Source organism: Glaciimonas sp. GNP009, from assembly GCF_054343755.1.
In genome coordinates this window covers 2492283-2511967 of sequence record NZ_JBTGUV010000004.1, presented here as the reverse complement: position 1 = coordinate 2511967, position 19685 = coordinate 2492283, and the positions used below count along the sequence as shown (strand labels likewise).

Genomic DNA, 19685 nt, shown 5'->3' with positions numbered 1-19685 from the left:
TGGCTCCCTTTCTTATTTTTGACTTTTCGAGTGCATATTCAACAGCGCATTACTGAGTTTATGGATTAGCGGCTATCAATTGATTATCAATTATCAGCCCAATCATTTCGATGCATACTTCATAATTCACTAAATTCAATTCACTCAATTTAATTTCTTAAAAAAGAACATCAAATCCAAAACAGCTTATTGCAAAGTGACCGGCTGACTCATTAAAGCATCGTAATTACCAAGGAAAGCATCGATATCTTCGATAGTTGGCTCGGAGGCGATTAATTCTTCCACGCCTTGACGAAAGAATTCTGCCAAGGCTCCTGCAATAAAAATTTCACGTTTAAATGACTTATCGACAATTTCGTAACCGCCAAAGCGTAACGCTTCCCGATGCTCATCTGCCCCGAATTCGACGACGCTGTATTGGTCACTGTTGTAGATCAGGTTCATATGCGCTCCCTGTAAAGTTAGACAGAAGGTGATGATCGATAAGCAGTTTTCAAGCCAGATCGTGTAAATATTTTGGCGCACTCCTTTTGTTCAGAGTCAAAACCATGAATAGAACCCTCTGAATTCAATACTACGCCTTAGGGCATTTTTGTCACGCATTTAATGCAAAACGTTAACGTCAATTGCAACCAGATGTGACAAAACGGTGTGTTATTGCCAAAATATTAAAACTATTACCCTTTTTAATTGCCATTAATATATCAATCGCTCATTTGGCGCACAAGGTATCGGTACAGAATGGCTAATTGACTGAATAAGTATTGATCACTTATTGTTCCCTAACTCCACGACTTGTCTGTTTTGTTCATATTTAAATAGCTTTCCTACCAACAAGTGACAGTAATGCATGCCATTGAGACCACGAAAAAACGGATGCGATGCGCGCAGTGCGCCCGCCCGCAAAGTCACTGCCTATGCGGATTGATTCCGCGCATCGAAAGTCGCACGCGGATATTGCTTCTGCAACATCCCAGTGAGGCAAACCACGCCTTGAACACAGCTCGTCTGGCAGCGCTGGGATTGGTGAACGCAGAACTTCTTATCGGTGAAGTATTTCCGAAATTGCCAGCGCTAATCTCTCAAGCGGAATATCAGACTTGCCTGTTATTCCCCAGCGACGATGCGCAACCGCTTGTCTACACAGAAGACACACTTGCATCCCAACCATTGTTAATCGTCGTTTTAGATGGTACCTGGCGAAAGGCACGCAAGCTGCTGCACGTTAATCCCGCGCTAGCCACCTTGCCGCGCTTCGTTCTGCCAGCCGGTTTGCAGTCGCGCTATCGCGTCCGTAAAACACCCGCGCCCGGCATGGTTTCGACACTAGAAGCAATTGTTTGTGCGCTCAATGTCATAGAAGCACCGCGCAATTTTGACGCGCTACTTACTCCTTTTGAAGCGTTAATCGATCAGCAAATCACCGCAATGGGACCACAAACCTACATGCGTAATCACGGTTCTATTAACCAACCGGATTAACCGGATATTAATCTGCCATTTGTTGCGTTATAACCTTCACATAGCGCTATTTCTCTCGCAACGCCCGACGATACTGGATCGCTTCCGCCACGTGCGCTTGCGCGATGTTTTCGCAGGCCGCCAGATCCGCAATCGTACGCGCAATTTTTAGCACGCGATGATAGCCACGCGCCGACCAATTAAGACGCGTCATCGCGGTTTGCAGTAATTGTTCGCCCGCTGCATCTGCTTTGCAAAAAGCATCGATATCATTGGTCGACAGCGCATTATTACCCTTCCCTTGTCGCGCCAGTTGTATCGCATGGGCTTGCGCAACACGGTCTGCGATCTTGCTCGACGATTCGCCATCGGCTTGTTTTTTTAACTCATCGTGCCGTAGTGATCCGACCTGAATCTGCATATCAATCCGGTCCAGTAAAGGGCCAGAAATTTTGTCCTGATATCGCGCGATATTGTCAGGCGTGCAGCGACACTTATTTGATATATGGCCAAGATAACCGCACGGACAGGGATTCATGGCAGCGATTAGTTGAAAACATGCGGGAAAATCCGCCTGACGGGCAGCGCGGGAAATGGTGATGCGTCCAGACTCCAGCGGTTCACGTAAAACCTCTAAAACCCGCCGGTCAAACTCGGGAAGCTCATCCAAAAACAATACGCCACGATGGGCCAGCGAAATCTCCCCGGGACGCGGCGTACCACCACCACCAACCAGCGCCACGCCAGACGCCGTGTGATGCGGCGCACGATACGGCCGCACCTTCCAACTGCTGCTGGAAAAACCACTGGTCAACGATTGCACGGCTGCTGATTCCAACGCTTCCTGATCGGTCATCGGCGGCAAAATACCGGCAAAGCGCGTGGCCAGCATGGACTTTCCGGTACCGGGAGGACCGATTAACAGGCTAATATGTCAGAATGCACCACTATGTCTAAAGCCTACTCCTATATCAGATTCTCCAGCCCTTCCCAAGCAAAGGGTAGAAGCCATGACCGTCAATTTGAGACGTGCGAGAAGTATTGTATAAACAATAACCTAGAGCTTGCCAGAGAGGAGGAGTACACATTCTTTGATAGGGGCATGTCCGCATACAAAGCTGAGCATCTTGGGGAAAACGGGCAACTGGCCCGATTCCTGCGGCTGGTGAAGGATGGCACTATAAAGGCAGGCAGCTTTCTGATAGTTGAGAGCTTGGACCGTCTGAGCCGTGAACATGTTAAAGACGCCCTGCCAAGATTCATAGACCTGCTGAATAGTGGCATCAACATTGTTACGCTGTCAGATAGCATGCTGTACAAAAGTGACTTCTCCCCTCAAGACTTGATCCTTTCAATATTCGTGATGGCGAGAGCGCACGAAGAAAGCAGCACGAAAGCCAGACGGGTGGGAGATGCTTGGAGTAAGAAGCAAGACAAAGCCAGAGAGGAGAATAAGCCGATGGGCGGCGCGATTCCTTTGTGGTTAATTCTTGCTGCTGATGGCTTTCAGATCGTTACAGAACGCGCTCAGATAGTGCGTAGAGTTTTCCAGATGGCGATCACTGGCTATGGCAGGATTGCAATTTCAAAGACCCTGAATGCTGAGAAGATTCCATCCTTCAAAAAGAAAACTTGGGGGACATCAAGCATACAGAAAATACTGACTAATAGGGCTGTGATGGGAGAGTATCAGCCCTACACAATCCAATCCGGTACACGCTTGCCGCGGGGCGAACCCATCCTGAACTACTATCCATCGGTAGTGCCTGAGTCAACATTTTACGAGGCGCAAGCCGCTATCAATGGTCGAAAGGTTGCAGGAGCTACTAAGCAGTCTAAGCGTTTTAATGTCTGGCAAGGGGTAGCAAAATGTTCTGGGTGCGTGGCTGCTCTGCACTTGGTAAATAAAGGTAAGCCCCCCAAGGGCAATACATACCTACATTGCATCAACGCAAGAAAAGGGCTGTGTGGTGCGAAGGTAGTTAGGCTAGATCAGTCTGAAATCATGTTTAGAGAGATATTAGCCAAGGTGGACAGCCTTTCCCTTGTACAAGACAGCAGCGCCAAGATCAGCAGACAACTAGCTGAGATAGATGGAAAGCTATCTCAGCAGCACGAGAAGTTGAAAGAATACAAGCAAGCATTATGGGTTAGGTACTCGTCAACGCTTGACGATCTGACCCATGAGGGCGAACAGTTGATTAGTGAATTTGAGGCGGAAAAACAGGGTTTGCAGTTAGCCCTAGCCTCTGAGACGATCACCGATAAAGCGCAGTTTTTTTTCAAGCTTGATCTTGCAAGTTATGAGGGAAGGTATCGGGCTAATGCCCTGCTGAAAAGGTTAAAGATAAGTGCCGCCATAAGCAAGGAGGGTGACAGAACTAACTACATTGTTTTTCAGGGTGGCAAAGTGATACTAGGCCTCGTACATCACGCAACGGGCAAGATTGATTCACTTGCCTTTACAGTCAACCTACGAGACAAAATTAAAGCTCAAGACTCCGATGGCACTGTCGAATCGTCACTCACTATGATTCAGGGTGAGCAATTGTCAGACAGGATGATAAATGGAGCGTGGTGGTCTGAAAAGACACTAGACGATAAGATATTGGAAGTGCTTGCCCGTTTTGGGGAAGTGATAGATAGAGGTAGCCCCGAATTCCAAGCACTGCGGGAAGTGGTTAAGTTTGACCGCAGCGTTGTTCCTCAGTTACCAGATTCAGCTTCAGACGATTTTCGTAAGTTGTTGAAGGAAGACTAGCCCCTTCGAAGACTAGTTTTTAGCCAAAAACCTAAAAAAAAAATGCTGGGGTTTGCCCTCTTAGCCTGCTGTGCCATTAATTGCAAACTGTCAAATATGGTGGCTTGCTGGCGAGTGATTTAACGGGGTTGGGATGGTTACTTGCTTAAAAATGTTTCTAAAATGAAATATCTGTAGCCAGAGCGCCAACAGTAGGCACAGCGGCAAGGCTGGTTCCATGGCAGTAAGGCTTGTTAGGCGTCCACAGCAGCCCTTATGCGGCGCTGCCTATATAATTGCCACTTGCCGCCCTAGCTTGTCACCTACTCAACAGCTCACAGAGCCTCTTTTCCTTTGTTTGCAGCCTTGATTATCCGGTAAACCGATGCAATCCCCATGCCTGTAGCGTCTGCAATCTCTTGCTTGGTGAGGCCTTTAGCGTTGTGCGAGAGAACCTTAGCACTCTTGGCTTGTGCTGTAGGCGCACGACCTTTGTACGCTCCTGCGGCCTTTGCTGCTGCTATGCCGACCTTCTGCCTCTCCAGCATGTTCTCACGTTCAAAGGCTGCGATTGATGCGAACAGATTGAAGGTAAGGCGACCGTTAGGCGTTGCTGTGTCAATTGCTAGGTCCAGGATGCGAATGGTTGCACCTGCTGCGGCAACCTTGGCTTCAATCTCGATCATGTGGATCATTGAACGGGCAGCACGGGAAAGGCTAGTGAATACTAGAACGTCACCCTTTGCGAGCTTGGCTAAGACCTTAGCGAACTCTACGCGGTCCTCCATCTTTACACTGCTGATTTGTTCCTGATAGATAGATTGATCTGAGCAACCAGCTGCTTTGAGCTTAGCTACTTGGTCATCTAAGCCCGCAATCTGTTGAACTGTGCTCGTTCTTGCGTATCCGTATGTGGTCATTTTCTTCCCCCCGTATTTATCAATAGATTTCGGATGCAGCGATACTATCACTAGACTCTAGATATTGCTAGGGAAATGATAGGTTTTTTGGTCTTATTTTGAGCCAACCTTTGAACCCTGATCTATTGATAAACAATCAATCGACTAGTAGATCTGAAATGCGAATGCATCGGCCTCGAAATGTTGCTACATTGACAGCTCAAGCAGGCTATACTTTGTTTCTGCTTCGCTACGGCAGCAGGGGAGATGTTTCAATAAATGCTAGAGCAACTTTTTGTTGCAAATGAATCCAGAAACACTTACAGGGGAAGCTAAGATGAAAAACAGATTTATGGTTCGTGAAGTGAAGCAAGGTGTATGGACTTTGAGCCTGTGCACGCTTATGGGCGAAAAACCCTCAGAATCGATTACCTATCCGACCAGTGCGCAAGCAATATCCGAAGCCGAACAAAGAGATTCGACCTTATCAGTAGAGGTTTTTGCTATTGGCGCGTCCGGATCATTAACGTTTAACTCGAAACCTTAATGTTCTTGCAGGCGTCATGTGCACATTTCAAGTAATTGTAAGCATAGTTGCGTTAACGTCTATTGCCGCATGAACAGGGCTGATTTTCACCAGATCAACAACGTTGGATAGGGCCAAGTAATACAGGGAGAGGCCTTGAGGTCCATTCTACAAAGTGTGAGTCTGATGCTTACAACTTAATAAAGTATGGATTGTTCGACCTTGATCTAATTTACGATGGCATTACAAAGACTATACGAATCAATAATGAATATGCTTGGTGTATGAGGCAGGATGGGCATACCCATAGTAACGATTGAAAGCAACAGATGCTGTCGGGCTTACGGTTGAAATAATGCGTTCTAATTGACTGTTTTGGGTTTGACCACCCTAATTGACTACTATTGCATAAAAGACACAAAAATCGTATTTTTGACTCAGAATAAAGATACGGGCGAAAAAGTCGGTAAAAATGGAGTTTTGCTAGAATTGCAAGGGTGGCTAGACGTTAAGGAAAGTCATTACAATGGCCTGTACAAGGGCTCTGTCACTTACAGAGGACTATTTGATGGCTAAGTAGCCCAACAAATACGGGCGGCACTGAAAGCGTATTAGTAGCTATGCAGGCTTATAAAATCGATAAAAAAGTAATTTAATTAATTAATACATATTATGTGTATTAAGGAGCAACTACATCCATACTATTTTTTCGCTCGCCTTGAATTTTCCCGAGTTCCAGATGCTTCAACTGATGCCATTACGGACGCAGCATTTCCCATGGTGCCATTTCTATCGCATCCACTAAGCGCTCCATGCTATCGATGAAAATGTTTCGTTCTCCACGTTCAACTTGACCGATATAAGTGCGGTGTAGTTCTGCTTTTTCCGCAAGCATTGCGGTAGTGAGATTGCCTAACAATTCATTTCAATGAAAACCGTTTTCAAATTGGCTTGCGAGTAAGTCTAAACGCCAAATAAATGACTGCGCAAAAACAACCGCAATAATGGGGGAGTTAATGAAAATTGTTCGACGTTTAACCAAGATTATTATTTTTAGTTTGGGTATCCTGCTGGCAACCAGCGCAATGTCTGAAGGCATGCAAGAGGTATTACGACAAAAGGGTGTCGTGGCGGATTTGTTTATAACAGTGCAGCTTAATCGCTCCGATGCCCAGCCAGCTTTTATAAAGCTTGAATCTCTAGCGAAAAGCGGCAATGTTTACGCCCAGGCAGGTTTAGGAAGCTTGTACGAATCGGGTTATGGGAAATTGAAACGAAGTTCGATAAAAGCGGCTTTTTGGTATCGTAAAGCAGCGGAACAAGGTAATGTTCAATCGCAATATGACTTAGGGAGTTTGTATCGAGAAGGTGAAGGTTTACCTAAGGACTACTCGCAGGCGCTCAATTGGTATCGTAAAGCGGCGAATCAAGGAAACGTTGATGCCGAGCTGAAGTTGGGAACGATGTATTGGCAGGGTGAAGGTATAACTAAAGATTACACTATAGCATTTGATTGGTTTCAAAAAGCCGCAGAACATGGCGCAATCAATGCGCAATACGTGGTGGCGTTAGCATTCGGAAATGGTTTAGGAACGCAAATCGACTATTTACAAGCATTGAAATGGGGAACTATTGCCAATGCAAATGGCAACGAGGAAGCCGGGAATTGGCTGAAGGCAATGGAGACTGCGCACCCCACTCAGATAAAATCTGCGCAAAAATTAGCAAGTGAGTGGTGGGCTACGCAACATCCAAATAAATAGTCCGTTGCCCTACTTAGATCATCAGGAAGCCTTCGAGGCCAGAGAGCGGCAGGAAGAATAAACCCTTTCGGTCATACTTAAGGGTTTCTTTCTCCGGTAAGTTGTTGCCGAACACGACCACGTAATTTTCCACACCGAGGGCAAGCTGCACCGCTAGGTGCTTGGCTAGTGCATGATTCCACGAATGATCTAGGCAGTCCACGCGATAATATTTAGAGTCCCAGAGGCGTTTTGAAACTTCGTAATGCGATGTGGGTGGTTCTTGTTTGAAGCGGTAGGAATACTGTGCGCGAAGTTTATTGTCTGCTGTCTTGAAAGTTTTCTTGCCATTGAGCAGGCCATTTTTGTATTCAAAGAAGGTGTTTGTTGGCGGGTGGTAGTAGTCTGGAAGGGCTTTAAACTCATAGCCGCTCATATCAGTGAACAATGTTCGAAAGTGTGGGGCGAAGGTTTGGCACGGGATACAACCGAGTGCGGCGAAGATTGGTGCTACTGCTGATTCTGAAATTGATGCGAATGTTATGGGCATAAAAAATCCTTCAAGAAATTGAAAATTAAGTTTTAAGGTTTGGGAAAATGCCTCGTAGGTAGGCTGAGGTGCTGCTGAGGGCGAAGCTGAACTTCAGTATCAAAAAACTGATACTTCGTAATTACAGAAAGGGGTAGTGCATTAGTGCATTAACTGCATTAGTCCTCTAAGTTATTGATTTTAAATTGAAAATTATTTTCAGTTGGCGCATTAGGGCTGCATTAGCGTTGCATCAAGAATGCATTAAGAATATTAGAAAGTCAGATTCACTGCGGTTTTGATGCTATCTATTTCGGCTTGAGTCAATTTTCGAGAACGTGTGCAGTCCTTTTGCCAAACGTATATTTGCTTATCACCACAACCGTCAACCTTTCTGCGCGCCTGGACGTATCCAATGTCGGCTAGCTTTAGCTTCAGCAAGTCGGGTTCTGGATACTTGATACCGTTGGCGGTCAGGTGCGAAACCAAGTTGCTGTTGTAAAAAATAGGCTCGCCCTCCACAAAGTCCAAGAGCAGGTTTTCTAAAACTGTCGTGCTAAGCCCGACCATTTTGGCGTGCGTTTCTGTTTGGGTTGTTGAGCCATGCACAAAATCAGATAGATCAATCCCCATGAAAAAATGGTAGAGGATTGTAGGTGCCGTAGGACGGTCTAACCATGCGTTGAAACCCACAAAAAATGCGGCTGTTTCTTCTGGATTTTCTTTATGCTTAGAAGGCTCTGCACAATATAAGCGCCTGTCACCTTCTTCAATCCGGAGTGGTCTGGGGCTGTTTGAGCAAACAAGAACCCGCGCATACACTTCGCGATGGACTAACTTTTGAACGAATTTCAACTCGACTTGCTGAGATGTACAAGTTATGGCTTGTTTCAGTTTCTGATATGTGTCGGGAGCATTTCTGGCATCATCAAAACTGACCAAGAGATTATCCGGCAAGACCTCCGAGAACTGCTTCAGTGCTGCACCATAATCATTCTTTTCCCATGTGTGGCGCCCCCCAAGTGCAAGTGACACCAAGCGGAATATTGACGATTTACCTGAACCCTGAACACCAGTGAGAACAACTGACCACATAGGGCGGCGGCTTGGATTTTGGATTATGTCAGCGAGCCATTGAACTACTATTTTTCTGTCTTGAGCGTTGGCAAATATCCGGTTTAAGTATTCATCAAGTATCGCTGGGATTTCTTGCGGTGCTGCTGGCGCTGGCGGCTTAAATGGCACGTATGTATTAGCCAAGAGTGCGCCCGATCTACTCTTGAAAAACTTGTCCTTGATCGGGTCGTAATTCGTGGCGGGATAGAAACTGGAGCCAAGAACACGGGGCATTAATGGGATAAGGCTGTCAGTTAGACTGCGTAAAAACACAGAATATTCTTTAGATTCAACCCGTACGTTGTTTTTATGTGCCCATGATCGGAAGTCGAAACGGAAGTAATCTATTGAGGCGTTGTAATTGGAGTCGGCGTGTAGAGCTTTATGGGGAAAAGCTGAGAGGTCAATGCACCACGATTCGGCGATTAGATCGGCGGCGAGGCGGCGGAGAATTTCGGCGGAGGGTAGGACTGTTGGTGTTACCTTATTTGGTACGATGGAGAGTGAGGTCATTGATTCCTTTTGAATTAGCTGTGCCACTGCTGGCGAAGGTTTGGATGAGAAGTGAGACGGAAGTGTTGGCTGCGCGTGCCTGGACTCGCAACAGGTGCCAGATTGATTCTGGGAGGTACACGTATTGGCGCTGCAGTTTGGTGCCATCTGAGGCCGTCACTAGCTGGCGGGGGGTGCCGGTTATTGTTTGGGACATTTGAAATGGTTTCCAAGTCGGATGAGGGTGAGGGTGAGGGTGATTAGTAAATCTGGATTCAAATCATTACTCCTTTTTAATTTTAGGTGTGCTATTATAAATTATGTTACGATTTGCTCTGCGTATTTTGTGTATATATCAATTACTAAAGGATTATATCACGATTGATTCCGTTGTCAATAGGGTGAAAAGCAGTAATCGTGCCGGATATTCATTTGTTTTAAGCTAGGCGGAAACATTAAGCCAACAATAATAGTTCTTATTTATAGAATATTACTTTGTGGGGCTGGGAGGTCAATTGAGTGTTTTTAGTGAATGGCCTAGGTTGCCCCCCTTACCGGTGGAAAACCACGCATTAAGGGCTGTTATGGGTGCTTAATTGAAGGGTATTAGGCTGGGCGTTCTCAAAGACCAAGTGCAACACCTTCTGCTGTAAGGTGCTGCCATGGCAAAAATTTACAAACATTTAACAACCCAGGAACGTGCAGTAGTGATGACCATGGGCGCCGACTTGTGTTCGATTCGCTCTATTGCTACACGTCTTTGCCGTTCGGCGAGTACGATCGGTCGCGAAATTCAGCGCTCCAGCGGTTCCGGTGTCTATGATGCCAATCTGGCCCATGCGCAATGCCAGGCCCGTCGCGTATTGCCCCGGCGGCTACCTAAATTGCATACCGATGGGGCGTTGTTTCAGGTTGTTCGACACCACTTGAATCTCCTCTGGTCACCACAACAGATTGCGTGCAAACTCAAGTCCCTTTGGCCCGATCACTCCGACAAATCCGTGTCCCACGAGACCATCTATAACGCCATCTATGTACATCCTCGCGTTGAACTCAAACGCGAATTGATCGCCTGCCTGCGCCATCACAACCAGACACGTCTGCCGCGCAGCCGCGGTACTGATCGTCGGGGTCAGATTCCTGACATGCAAAGTATCCATATCCGGCCTCCCCAGATCGAAGACCGTCTCATCCCGGGTCACTGGGAAGGCGACCTGATCAAGGGTGCTGGCAACCGCTCATCGGTGGGCACACTGGTCGAGCGCACGACCGGCTTTGTTGTGCTTGCCAAAATGGACAACGCTACCACTAAAGCCGTGGTCGATAGCTTCGCGCTCGTCCTTAACCGCGAACCGGCGGCAATGCGCAAGTCCATGACCTACGATCAGGGCCGCGAGATGCACGCCCATAAAATTCTTACTGAACGGACCGGCGTACAGATTTATTTCGCTGACCCACATAGCCCATGGCAGCGAGGCGCCAATGAGAATACCAATGGCTTGCTACGCCAGTACATGCCAAAAGGCTCAGACCTGTCGATCTATTCACAAGACGAACTCGATGCCATCGCTTTATTGCAACACCCGATAGATACTGTTCATTAACTCAGTGTTGCACTTGAGTTTTGAAACCGCCCTCATTTAACTGGCGTGACCGTGGTGCCAATAAACTCAATCCGAGGCTGTCCTAGTATGGAGAGCTTAAGCAATAAGCCTATTCTTTGCTGCTGCGAATTCCTGATCTGACAGAACTCCTTCCGCTCTCAATTCTCCAAGCTTCCGTAGTTCATCAGCTAGTGTCCCCGAAACGCTTTTGGAGGCTTGTTTTGAATCACGCATAATCTGCTCGACTTTTGCCTTGAAGGCTTCAATTTCACCATTTAAAGTCTCTTTGAAAATAAATGCATCGGGATCTTGGGTGGCCGCTATGATCCCTCCGTTAAATGGTTTGCTTCCTGCGTAGGAAAACTGAATAAAGCCTGGCGTCCAAAATCCACCGAGCTTCATCTGTATGGCAGTGATGGCTGCGATAGAAATAGTGCGGTCGCCGTTAATCCCGGAAGCCATCGCATTAGCTGCGCCACGCTTTCGGATAATAATATTTTCACCAGCCAGTTCTAACTCATCCTTGGCAAACGTAATTTTCATCTTTCCCCTATTTTTAATGAGTAATTAAATGTGGTAACAATTCATGACGTGTGCTCAAGCGTGGATGGCAGGTTGCCTAGCAGCCAAATATTGAAAATTAATGCATTAGTAGCAACTAATGTAGCATATCAGCATGATGCTTGTGTGTAATTTATTCAATCAACGTCACAGCCCAATTATATTTGGTGTATTGTGATAAAAGATCAGCGCGCTATGACCGCCAGCAGCAGCGACTTCAAGCGCGCGCTTGGCTTGGAGTTGGCCTTTTACATCGCTGAAATCAAGATAGTGCGGCGTGCGTATCTGCGGCGCGGCGATATGCCGGGTTAGTCTTCCTTCAGCGTCTTTTGCTGAAAAATGCGCACAGACATGCAACAACGAATCCGCCGGATAAATCGCGGCATCTGTGACCAGGGCGGCCTCGTCAGCATTTTGGCGCGGCAAGATAAATGCGCGCTGTTTTTTTGGGGGTGGCTCTCGATTGCTATCGGCATTGTCAGAAATCGCGGCGGTCGCGCTGGTTGTCATCATCGCAAACGTCATCGCCAGCGCACCGCGAATTGGGCGCAGTTCGCCCGAGAGCGAGAGCTCGCCAGCAAATTCGTAATGATCGAGTTGATCCGCGGGCATTTGACCAGACGCAGCCAAAATGCCTAGTGCAATGGGCAAATCGAAACGACCTGATTCTTTAGGTAAATCCGCCGGTGCAAGATTGACGGTTATCCTGCGCGAGGGAAATTCAAAACAAGCGTTTTGAAGGGCCGCACGTACCCGATCTTTGGATTCCTTGACCTCGGTTTCCGGTAAACCAACGATGGTAAAGGACGGCAATCCGTTCGCAAGATGTACTTCAACCGTGACTTCCGGGGCTTGCATTCCTGCAAGCGCCCGACTTTTCAATACTGCCAACGTCATCGGTCTTGCCGCCTGTTCCAATATTGCAGATGCTGTATAGCGAACGTATTGTCCAATCTCATGGACGCTTCAGTTGTGCTTCAAGCTCAGTGACGCGCGCCTCTAACAGTTCCAGTTTTTCGCGCGTCGTTGCCAACACTTGCGCTTGCACATCAAACTCTTCACGGGTAACGAGGTCAAGCTTTGAAAAGCCGCTGCTCAACATCGCCTTGACGTTTTTTTCAACGTCTTTCGCTGGCGAGTTTTCAATTGCCTTATTAATTTTCGACTGCATATCTTCAAAAAAAGTCGGCTTACTCATGGTGGTGCTCCTATAAATACTAACAATACTGAGAATAAAAAAATGATACCTCATCTCATCGCGAACGAGGGTATACCCAAACTGCATCTTAAGATAATTTCTTGGTGTTGTTACGAGAAGTTTTGGGCGCTCACCGCCGACGTTCAAAGCGCACCTTGCGCCCTGACTTTTCCGCAGTAACGCACAACCACGCTTGCGGAGGAAGCGCTTGCAACCAATCACAACCGGCTTGCATCAGTTAGGCTGATGCCAGACCGACTTATCCGATCCGCCATTCAACAAGTTGGCGCGAATCTCGCCCAATGACTGTATCTGCCGCGCATTTGCATCAAAGTTTGTCCCATTTAACCAAAGCTCAAAAGCAGCACGTTGAAGCGGCCACTCGTGATCTATGAGCGAAAACCAGGCAGTGTCGCGATTTCGCCCCTTGTTGACGCGATGTTGGCGGAAAATGCCTTCGGGCGTAAAACCAAAACGCAGCGCCGCCTGTTGCGACCGCTGGTTACGCGTGTCGCATTTCCATTCAATACGTCGATAACCGAGATCGTCGAACGCATGCTACGCTAAAAGATAAATCGTTTCAGTACCCTTGCTGGACTGTTGCATAGCAGCACTAAACCAAATGTGCCCAATTTCAATGGATCCATGTTCTGGCGCGATACCTAGATAACTCACAATGCCCTGTGCCGCACCGGTTTGCCTATCAGTAACGACAAAGAATAGGGGATCTCTGGTTTTTTCGCATTCGCTCAGCCAACTCGTAAAACTGATCTGATCTTCGAAAGGTCCGACCGCCAGATAATCCCATTGACCGACATCCGCGCCATCACCGGTCGCCACACTATATAAAGCCTCCGCATAGCGTTTAACATCAAGCGGTACTAACAACACATTTTGCCCCTCCAGCACAACACCAGGTGGAACCCGCGCAGCCTGCCAGCCCGGCAGCAAACCTTCTATATGTGCGGCGTTTTCGAGAGACATATTGATCCTTGGTTTTGTTCTGTTTTGCGCTATGAAGGAATTGAAATTCGCACTAATTATGTGCTTATTCAGGTGCTTCCTCAGGTGCTTATTTAAGCGCCAGTTCGGCACTTAATTGACAGATGAGCGCGATGTCTTCACCTAAACATCGGGCCAAATCAAGCACAGCATCGCCATAAACGCTTCCAGAACACCAATTTCATCTCACCATTTAAGTGCGAAAAGCTAAAATCGCACTACTATGGTGCTAAATTTTGCTAGTTTTACCATAGAAAAGGACCACAACTAGCAACAATGCATAAAATCAATTATGAATCGTGCCATAAGCGCATACAAACTAGTTGATATGTAGTTGGCATGAGTCCTGCTAGTAGAAGACTGAACTAAGTTGCTGTCTAACTATAATCTTAATGCATATAAACCCAAGGGACTCATAAATGAAAAAGCTGACTTATAAGCTGATACTTGCCACAGCAGTAGCGACAACACTGGTTGCCGGCTTTGCTTACGCCGACGACGCTCCAGTTGTAGCACCAGCCGCAGCCGAACCGGTACCTGATAATCAAGTTGCTTATAACATCGGCTTGGTAAATGACTACCGCTTCCGCGGCATATCACAAAGTCGCTTTGATGCCGCCGTTCAAGGTGGCGTCGATTACACAAATAACCCAACCGGCCTTTATGCCGGAACCTGGTTATCAAACATCAAATGGATTAAAGACTCAGTAAATGCTGGCGGTTTTAATGGCAAAGGCAATATTGAGTGGGATCTCTATGCAGGTAAGCGCGGCGATCTTCCAGCCGGTTTCACGTATGACGTCGGCGGTCTGTATTACTACTATCCCGGTAACAACTACAGTCTTATTGGCAAAAATGCCAATACTTTCGAACTGTACGGTCAACTTGGTTACGGTCCAGCTTACTTCAAATATTCGCATGCGCTGACTAACTTGTTCGGCACAGTCAACAGCAAGAACAGCGCTTATTACGATCTGGGTGCCAATTTTGATGTTGGTTCCGGTGTCACGCTGGGTCTGCATTTTGGCCATCAAACAGTCGAAAACTTTAGCTTTGCCAGTTATAACGATTGGAAAGTTGGCGTCACTAAAACCTTTGACAGCCTATATGGCGTTACTCTAGGCGCTGCTTTCGTCGGAACTGATGCCAAGAACGGCGCATATGTCAGCCCTAACGGCAAAAATCTCGGCAAAAACGGCCTGGTCTTCTCTCTCGCAAAAACTTTCTAAACGAGGTCAACATGAAACTGATCACTGCGATTATCAAACCATTCAAACTTGATGAAGTCCGTGAGGCACTGTCCGCCATTGGCGTACAAGGCATTACCGTCACGGAAGTAAAAGGTTTTGGACGCCAGAAAGGCCATACCGAGTTGTACCGCGGTGCAGAATATGTCGTCGATTTTTTGCCAAAAACAAAAATCGAAGCAGCTGTTGATGACAGTATTCTAGAGCGTGCAGTTGAGGCGATCGAAACGGCAGCACGTACCGGCAAAATCGGTGACGGCAAAATATTCGTTCTCGATCTGCAAGAAGTTATTCGTATTCGTACCGGTGAAACCGGCAAAGATGCAATCTAAGGGGACTTTTAAAATGAACATCAAGAGATTTTTCGCCACGTTTTTGGCGTTTTGCGCACTCATGCTCGCAGTCGGCTTTATGCTGCCAGCCTCTGCTGCCGATGACGCTTCGACGTCGGCCTCAGCTGCGGCCAGCGCTACCAGCACTGCAGTAATTGCCGCGCCTGCTCCTGCAGTCGTCGCGCCTGCGGCTGCCGCAACTGGCGCACTTGCTACTGCTGCCGCTCCTGCCGTACCTGCTCCAGCCGTGCCTAACAAGGGCGACACTGCGTGGCTACTTGTATGTACCGCTTTTGTGATTTTAATGACATTGCCAGGCCTCGGCCTGTTCTACGGCGGCTTGGTTCGCAGCAAGAACATGTTGTCGGTTCTGATGCAATGTTTCACCATCTTCTCGCTGGTGATTGTTCTGTGGATCGTCTATGGCTATAGTCTCGCATTTACCGAAGGTAATGACTTCATTGGCGGCATGAGCCGGTTGTTCCTCAATGGAATGACACCAGACTCATTGGCGGCAACATTCAGCAAAGGCGTTGTATTGCCAGAGTTTGCCTTCGTCGTATTTCAAGGTGCTTTCGCTGCGATTACCTGCGCATTGGTCATCGGCGCATTTGCTGAACGTGCCAAATTCTCCGCCATCCTCGCGTTCACCGTGTTGTGGTTCACTTTTTCGTACTTGCCAATTGCCCATATGGTTTGGTATTGGCCTGGTCCTGATGGCTTCACTGATGCTGCTGCAGCAGCAAAAGCGTCGGCGACTGCTGGTTGGTTGTTCCAAAAAGGTGCGTTGGATTATGCGGGTGGTACGGTTGTTCATATCAACGCAGCGGTTGCCGGTCTGGTCGGTGCGTATGTTATCGGCAAACGCGTAGGCTACGGCAAAGAAGCTTTCAAGCCACATAGCCTGACATTGACCATGGTTGGTGCTTCATTGCTGTGGTTTGGTTGGTTTGGTTTCAACGCCGGTTCCGGTCTGGAAGCAAATGGCGGCGCAGCATTGGCCTTCATCAACACGCTGGTCGCAACGGCTGGTGCAGTATTGACATGGAGTTTGGGTGAGTGGGTTGGCAAGGGTAAGCCTTCCATGTTGGGCGGCGCATCTGGCGCGGTTGCCGGTTTGGTTGTCATTACTCCTGCCGCTGGTTTCGTCGGTGTTGGCGGTGCGTTGGTGATGGGCTTGATTGCTGGTTTTGCTTGCTTGTGGGGCGTAACTGGCCTGAAGAAACTCCTCGGCGCTGATGACTCACTAGACGTATTCGGTGTGCATGGCGTAGGTGGTATTCTAGGTGCACTGCTCACCGGTGTGTTCGCTGCGCCTAGCCTTGGTGGTGTTGGTATTTACGACTATGTCACCAACGCTGTTGCTCCTGACTATTCGATTAGCGGTCAGCTCTGGATTCAACTGCAAGGCGTGTTGACTACAGTGATCTGGTCCGGCGTGGTGGCATTTATCGCCTTCAAACTGGTCGACATCGTGATCGGTCTGCGTGTTACAGAAGAAGAAGAACGCGAAGGTCTGGATATTTCCAGCCACGGCGAGTCTGCTTATCACGGTTAATAGTATTAATATTGCCTGATACAGCCGCGGACTGCAGCCTGGTCCGGTGGTGTCCGGTGTATATTTATTAATATCACGCAGGCAAACAAACAGAAGCGCCCCAATCGGGGCGCTTTTTCATATTCAGGGCTTTAAAAACCACACATTGCCCTAATGTTGATAGCCCGGTCCGGTTGATCTCGTCACCTAAATCTCCTCTCTCGCACGTTGCGAGTCGGTAATTCCCGTTAAAATCGAGATCACTCAAGCGCAGCCGTAGTTTCGTCGTTTGATGAGGCATGCCCCGCTGGCACCTAAAAGCGCTTAACAGCGTCTAAACATGAAAGTGTAAGAGTTTCTATGGTTCCGCACCTCGTCACTGCCCTTAACGGCCCGTTACTCGATCTCGAAAAGAAAATTCTCGCCGCCACTCCGGCGATTGAACGCTGGTTTCGGATGGAATGGCAGGAGCACACGCCACCGTTTTACTGCTCGGTCGATTTGCGTAATTCGGGCTTCAAACTAGCCCCGGTAGACACCAACCTGTTTCCTGGTGGATTTAACAATCTATCGCCGGAAATGTTGCCGCTAGCGGTGCAGGCTGCGATGGCTGCGATTGAAAAATATTGTCCTGATGCAAAGAATTTGTTGTTATTGCCCGAGTTGCATACTCGCAACACTTTCTATTTGCAGAACGTTGCACGCCTCATGCAAATTTTCCGGCAAACCGGCTTAAATGTCCGACTAGGTTCTTTAGCCGAAGATGTTACCGAGCCGGTCACCATAGAGTTGCCAGATGGCACAACCGTGACGTTAGAGCCGCTGGAACGCTCGCATAACGGACGCCGTCTGGGTTTGAAAAACTTCGATCCATGTACGATTTTGCTTAACAACGATTTATCGTCAGGCATTCCGTCAATTCTGGAGAATCTGAACGAGCAGACTTTGTTGCCACCTTTGCATGCTGGTTGGACGATGCGCCGCAAAAGCAGCCATTTTTCCTCTTACGATGACGTGGTCAAAAAATTTGCAAAACTGGTTGATGTCGACCCCTGGATGCTCAATCCATTTTTCACCAAATGCGATCAGGTTAACTTTCAGGAACAGGCCAGTGAAGAGGCTTTGACCTCGAGCGTTAGTTCCTTGCTATCCAAGATCCGCAAAAAATATAAGGAATACGGCATTAAGGAAAAGCCGTTCGTGATCGTGAAAGCCGATGCAGGAACGCACGGCATGGGCGTGACAAGCGTCACCGATGCCGGTCAGGTAAAAGAACTTAGCCTGAAGCAACGCAACAAAATAGCCGATGGCGGTCAGGCAATCTACGATGTCGTGATTCAAGAAGGTGTCCATACCTTTGAACACATCAATGATGCCGTTGCAGAACCTGTGGTCTACATGATAGATCGATATGTGGTCGGCGGTTTTTACCGGGTACACGCTGAGCGCGGGATCAATGAAAACCTGAACGCTCCCGGCGCACATTACGTACCGTTAGCGTTTGCACAACAGCACGCATTACCTGATTTGCTTGCAAAACCGGGGACGACCGCGCCGAACCGTTTTTACATGTATGGCGTAGTGGCCCGACTGGCGTTACTGGCAGCGTCACTGGAAATGGAAAAAACAGATCCGAATCCTGAAATCTACTAACCTGGATTAGGATTTCACCTGTCTTTGATGACAGTTATTAAAAAACAAGATTCCAATAAAGGCTTGATAATGAAAATTGCTTTCCTCGCCGACCCGCTCGACAGTTTTAAGATTTACAAAGATACGACGTACGCCATGATGGTCGAGGCCGCAAAACGCGGTCACACAATCTATGCCTTTGAACAACAAGACATGGCGCTGGAAAGCGGCATCGTCACAGCCAATGTTGCACGTGTGACGCTCACTGGCGACAACAAGGATTGGTATCGGGCAGCCGCGCCAAGCGCGATGTTTCTGTCTGAATTCGACGCCATTTTGTTGCGCAAAGACCCACCATTCGACATGGAATACATCTACACCACGTATTTGTTGGAGCTGGCTGAAAAACAAGGCGCAAAGGTCTTTAACAAACCGCAGGCGATTCGCGATCACAACGAAAAACTGGCGATAGCGCAATTCCCGCAGTTTATTTCACCTACTTTGGTAACGCGAGATTCCGCACGCTTGCGCGCCTTTCACGAAGAGCATCAGGACGTCATCCTCAAACCATTAGATGGTATGGGCGGCGCTGGTATTTTCCGCGTCAAGTCCGACGGCTTGAATCTTGGCTCCATTATTGAAACATTGACCAATAATGGACGTCAAACCATCATGATCCAACGCTTTATTCCGGAAATAGTCGCCGGCGACAAGCGCGTCTTGGTTATCGGCGGTGAGGTCGTACCCTTCACGTTGGCACGCATTCCGCAAGGGAGTGAAGTCCGCGGCAATCTCGCAGCTGGTGGTTTGGGCGTCGCCCAGCCCCTGACAGCGCGTGAACGCGAAATAGGTGAAACGCTAGGGCCAATACTCGTCAAACGTGGTCTGTTACTGGTAGGATTAGATGTAATTGGCAATTATTTAACAGAAGTGAATGTCACTAGTCCGACTTGCTTTCAGGAAATTATGCAGCAGGCTGGTTTTAACGTGGCAGAGATGTTTATTAACGCGCTGGAAGCAGCTGTTCAGGCTAAAGCTTAACTAAGCACGCATCTGAAGATGCGGCG

20 protein-coding genes and 2 pseudogenes are annotated in these 19685 nt (G+C 47.9%); 11 read left to right on the top strand and 11 right to left on the bottom strand.

Annotation, left to right across the window (positions count from 1 at the left end; all coding sequences use genetic code 11):
* Positions 1 to 186 precede the first annotated feature (186 nt).
* Entirely contained in the window at positions 187 to 444 is a 258-nt protein-coding gene (locus tag ACXX82_RS11915) for a BTH_I0359 family protein (protein ID WP_322234915.1), read from the bottom strand.
* 402 nt (positions 445 to 846) lie between these two features.
* Here ACXX82_RS11915 and ACXX82_RS11910 point away from each other — a divergent pair, with 402 nt between their 5' ends.
* Complete coding sequence (locus ACXX82_RS11910; RefSeq protein WP_416186796.1) at positions 847 to 1482, top strand: tRNA-uridine aminocarboxypropyltransferase; 636 nt, start codon at positions 847 to 849, stop codon at positions 1480 to 1482.
* A 46-nt stretch (positions 1483 to 1528) separates the two neighbouring features.
* Here the strand turns inward: ACXX82_RS11910 and ACXX82_RS11905 are convergent.
* Positions 1529 to 2395 (bottom strand): annotated as a pseudogene (locus tag ACXX82_RS11905) (YifB family Mg chelatase-like AAA ATPase); the annotation flags it as partial.
* Between the two features lie 15 nt (positions 2396 to 2410).
* Between ACXX82_RS11905 and ACXX82_RS11900 the strand changes: the two are divergent.
* Positions 2411 to 4222 carry a recombinase family protein gene (locus ACXX82_RS11900; protein ID WP_458562987.1) on the top strand — a complete coding sequence of 604 codons (1812 nt, stop codon included), beginning with the start codon at positions 2411 to 2413 and terminating at the stop codon, positions 4220 to 4222.
* 314 nt (positions 4223 to 4536) lie between these two features.
* Here the strand turns inward: ACXX82_RS11900 and ACXX82_RS11895 are convergent, their stop codons facing one another.
* Positions 4537 to 5121, bottom strand: a complete 585-nt coding sequence (locus tag ACXX82_RS11895; protein WP_458562986.1) for a recombinase family protein — start codon at positions 5119 to 5121, stop codon at positions 4537 to 4539.
* A gap of 283 nt (positions 5122 to 5404) precedes the next feature.
* On the opposite strand from ACXX82_RS11895, the gene ACXX82_RS11890 reads away from it, so the two are divergent.
* Complete coding sequence (locus ACXX82_RS11890; protein ID WP_458562985.1) at positions 5405 to 5647, top strand: hypothetical protein; 243 nt, start codon at positions 5405 to 5407, stop codon at positions 5645 to 5647.
* Between the two features lie 736 nt (positions 5648 to 6383).
* Here the strand turns inward: ACXX82_RS11890 and ACXX82_RS11885 are convergent.
* Positions 6384 to 6545 (bottom strand): helix-turn-helix domain-containing protein, encoded by a 162-nt coding sequence (locus tag ACXX82_RS11885; RefSeq protein WP_458562984.1) that lies wholly within the window; start codon positions 6543 to 6545, stop codon positions 6384 to 6386.
* 97 nt (positions 6546 to 6642) lie between these two features.
* On the opposite strand from ACXX82_RS11885, the gene ACXX82_RS11880 reads away from it, so the two are divergent.
* Entirely contained in the window at positions 6643 to 7389 is a 747-nt protein-coding gene (locus tag ACXX82_RS11880; RefSeq protein ID WP_458562983.1) for a tetratricopeptide repeat protein, read from the top strand.
* A 13-nt stretch (positions 7390 to 7402) separates the two neighbouring features.
* Here the strand turns inward: ACXX82_RS11880 and ACXX82_RS11875 are convergent, their stop codons facing one another.
* The 3 genes from ACXX82_RS11875 to ACXX82_RS11865 form a co-directional block, all read right to left on the bottom strand.
* Positions 7403 to 7918, bottom strand: a complete 516-nt coding sequence (locus ACXX82_RS11875) for a hypothetical protein (protein WP_458562982.1) — start codon at positions 7916 to 7918, stop codon at positions 7403 to 7405.
* 252 nt (positions 7919 to 8170) lie between these two features.
* Positions 8171 to 9526, bottom strand: a complete 1356-nt coding sequence (locus ACXX82_RS11870; protein ID WP_458562981.1) for a primase-helicase family protein — start codon at positions 9524 to 9526, stop codon at positions 8171 to 8173.
* Entirely contained in the window at positions 9498 to 9722 is a 225-nt protein-coding gene (locus tag ACXX82_RS11865; protein ID WP_458562980.1) for a hypothetical protein, read from the bottom strand. Before ACXX82_RS11865 ends, ACXX82_RS11870 begins: the two co-directional genes overlap by 29 nt.
* A 445-nt stretch (positions 9723 to 10167) precedes the next feature.
* On the opposite strand from ACXX82_RS11865, the gene ACXX82_RS11860 reads away from it, so the two are divergent.
* Positions 10168 to 11109, top strand: coding sequence for an IS30 family transposase (locus ACXX82_RS11860; RefSeq protein WP_458562979.1), 942 nt, complete (start codon positions 10168 to 10170; stop codon positions 11107 to 11109).
* 96 nt (positions 11110 to 11205) lie between these two features.
* Here ACXX82_RS11860 and ACXX82_RS11855 read toward each other — a convergent pair whose 3' ends face one another.
* The 3 genes and pseudogenes from ACXX82_RS11855 to ACXX82_RS11845 all read right to left on the bottom strand — a co-directional run bounded on the left by ACXX82_RS11855 (position 11206) and on the right by ACXX82_RS11845 (position 12868).
* On the bottom strand, positions 11206 to 11652 hold the full coding sequence (locus ACXX82_RS11855; protein WP_458562978.1) for an SHOCT domain-containing protein: 447 nt from the start codon (positions 11650 to 11652) through the stop codon (positions 11206 to 11208).
* A 201-nt stretch (positions 11653 to 11853) separates the two neighbouring features.
* Positions 11854 to 12567: pseudogene (locus ACXX82_RS11850) on the bottom strand (magnesium chelatase domain-containing protein); the annotation flags it as partial.
* A gap of 58 nt (positions 12568 to 12625) precedes the next feature.
* On the bottom strand, positions 12626 to 12868 hold the full coding sequence (locus ACXX82_RS11845) for an accessory factor UbiK family protein (protein ID WP_322234911.1): 243 nt from the start codon (positions 12866 to 12868) through the stop codon (positions 12626 to 12628).
* A 369-nt stretch (positions 12869 to 13237) separates the two neighbouring features.
* On the opposite strand from ACXX82_RS11845, the gene ACXX82_RS11840 reads away from it, so the two are divergent.
* Complete coding sequence (locus ACXX82_RS11840; protein ID WP_458562977.1) at positions 13238 to 13435, top strand: hypothetical protein; 198 nt, start codon at positions 13238 to 13240, stop codon at positions 13433 to 13435.
* Here the strand turns inward: ACXX82_RS11840 and ACXX82_RS11835 are convergent.
* Positions 13427 to 13852 carry a GNAT family N-acetyltransferase gene (locus ACXX82_RS11835; RefSeq protein WP_458562976.1) on the bottom strand — a complete coding sequence of 142 codons (426 nt, stop codon included), beginning with the start codon at positions 13850 to 13852 and terminating at the stop codon, positions 13427 to 13429. The two genes, ACXX82_RS11840 and ACXX82_RS11835, sit on opposite strands and share 9 nt — an antisense overlap.
* A 437-nt stretch (positions 13853 to 14289) precedes the next feature.
* On the opposite strand from ACXX82_RS11835, the gene ACXX82_RS11830 reads away from it, so the two are divergent.
* From ACXX82_RS11830 to gshB, 5 genes are all read left to right on the top strand, one after another.
* The gene (locus ACXX82_RS11830; RefSeq protein WP_323506477.1) at positions 14290 to 15099 is read left to right on the top strand and encodes a TorF family putative porin; all 810 of its coding nucleotides are present in this window, start codon (positions 14290 to 14292) and stop codon (positions 15097 to 15099) included.
* Positions 15100 to 15110: 11 nt separating this feature from the next.
* Positions 15111 to 15449, top strand: a complete 339-nt coding sequence (locus ACXX82_RS11825) for a P-II family nitrogen regulator (protein WP_322234905.1) — start codon at positions 15111 to 15113, stop codon at positions 15447 to 15449.
* A 13-nt stretch (positions 15450 to 15462) separates the two neighbouring features.
* The gene (amt, locus tag ACXX82_RS11820; RefSeq protein WP_322234903.1) at positions 15463 to 17007 is read left to right on the top strand and encodes an ammonium transporter; all 1545 of its coding nucleotides are present in this window, start codon (positions 15463 to 15465) and stop codon (positions 17005 to 17007) included.
* A gap of 339 nt (positions 17008 to 17346) precedes the next feature.
* Complete coding sequence (gene gshA / locus ACXX82_RS11815; RefSeq protein ID WP_322234901.1) at positions 17347 to 18639, top strand: glutamate--cysteine ligase; 1293 nt, start codon at positions 17347 to 17349, stop codon at positions 18637 to 18639.
* 69 nt (positions 18640 to 18708) lie between these two features.
* On the top strand, positions 18709 to 19659 hold the full coding sequence (gene gshB / locus ACXX82_RS11810; protein ID WP_322234899.1) for a glutathione synthase: 951 nt from the start codon (positions 18709 to 18711) through the stop codon (positions 19657 to 19659).
* Positions 19660 to 19685: the final 26 nt, after the last annotated feature.

What these genes read in the sequence shown, in the direction of transcription:
- ACXX82_RS11895 (WP_458562986.1), bottom strand. Translation starts at nt 5,121, where the DNA reads ATGACCACATACGGATACGCAAGAACGAGCACAGTTCAACAGATTGCG.
- ACXX82_RS11890 (WP_458562985.1), top strand. Translation starts at nt 5,405, where the DNA reads ATGAATCCAGAAACACTTACAGGGGAAGCTAAGATGAAAAACAGATTT.
- ACXX82_RS11900 (WP_458562987.1), top strand. Translation starts at nt 2,411, where the DNA reads ATGTCTAAAGCCTACTCCTATATCAGATTCTCCAGCCCTTCCCAAGCA.
- amt (WP_322234903.1), top strand. Translation starts at nt 15,463, where the DNA reads ATGAACATCAAGAGATTTTTCGCCACGTTTTTGGCGTTTTGCGCACTC.
- ACXX82_RS11830 (WP_323506477.1), top strand. Translation starts at nt 14,290, where the DNA reads ATGAAAAAGCTGACTTATAAGCTGATACTTGCCACAGCAGTAGCGACA.
- ACXX82_RS11880 (WP_458562983.1), top strand. Translation starts at nt 6,643, where the DNA reads ATGAAAATTGTTCGACGTTTAACCAAGATTATTATTTTTAGTTTGGGT.
- ACXX82_RS11865 (WP_458562980.1), bottom strand. Translation starts at nt 9,722, where the DNA reads ATGTCCCAAACAATAACCGGCACCCCCCGCCAGCTAGTGACGGCCTCA.
- ACXX82_RS11910 (WP_416186796.1), top strand. Translation starts at nt 847, where the DNA reads ATGCATGCCATTGAGACCACGAAAAAACGGATGCGATGCGCGCAGTGC.
- ACXX82_RS11870 (WP_458562981.1), bottom strand. Translation starts at nt 9,526, where the DNA reads ATGACCTCACTCTCCATCGTACCAAATAAGGTAACACCAACAGTCCTA.
- ACXX82_RS11860 (WP_458562979.1), top strand. Translation starts at nt 10,168, where the DNA reads ATGGCAAAAATTTACAAACATTTAACAACCCAGGAACGTGCAGTAGTG.
- ACXX82_RS11875 (WP_458562982.1), bottom strand. Translation starts at nt 7,918, where the DNA reads ATGCCCATAACATTCGCATCAATTTCAGAATCAGCAGTAGCACCAATC.
- ACXX82_RS11855 (WP_458562978.1), bottom strand. Translation starts at nt 11,652, where the DNA reads ATGAAAATTACGTTTGCCAAGGATGAGTTAGAACTGGCTGGTGAAAAT.
- ACXX82_RS11845 (WP_322234911.1), bottom strand. Translation starts at nt 12,868, where the DNA reads ATGAGTAAGCCGACTTTTTTTGAAGATATGCAGTCGAAAATTAATAAG.
- gshB (WP_322234899.1), top strand. Translation starts at nt 18,709, where the DNA reads ATGAAAATTGCTTTCCTCGCCGACCCGCTCGACAGTTTTAAGATTTAC.
- ACXX82_RS11825 (WP_322234905.1), top strand. Translation starts at nt 15,111, where the DNA reads ATGAAACTGATCACTGCGATTATCAAACCATTCAAACTTGATGAAGTC.
- gshA (WP_322234901.1), top strand. Translation starts at nt 17,347, where the DNA reads ATGGTTCCGCACCTCGTCACTGCCCTTAACGGCCCGTTACTCGATCTC.
- ACXX82_RS11915 (WP_322234915.1), bottom strand. Translation starts at nt 444, where the DNA reads ATGAACCTGATCTACAACAGTGACCAATACAGCGTCGTCGAATTCGGG.
- ACXX82_RS11835 (WP_458562976.1), bottom strand. Translation starts at nt 13,852, where the DNA reads ATGTCTCTCGAAAACGCCGCACATATAGAAGGTTTGCTGCCGGGCTGG.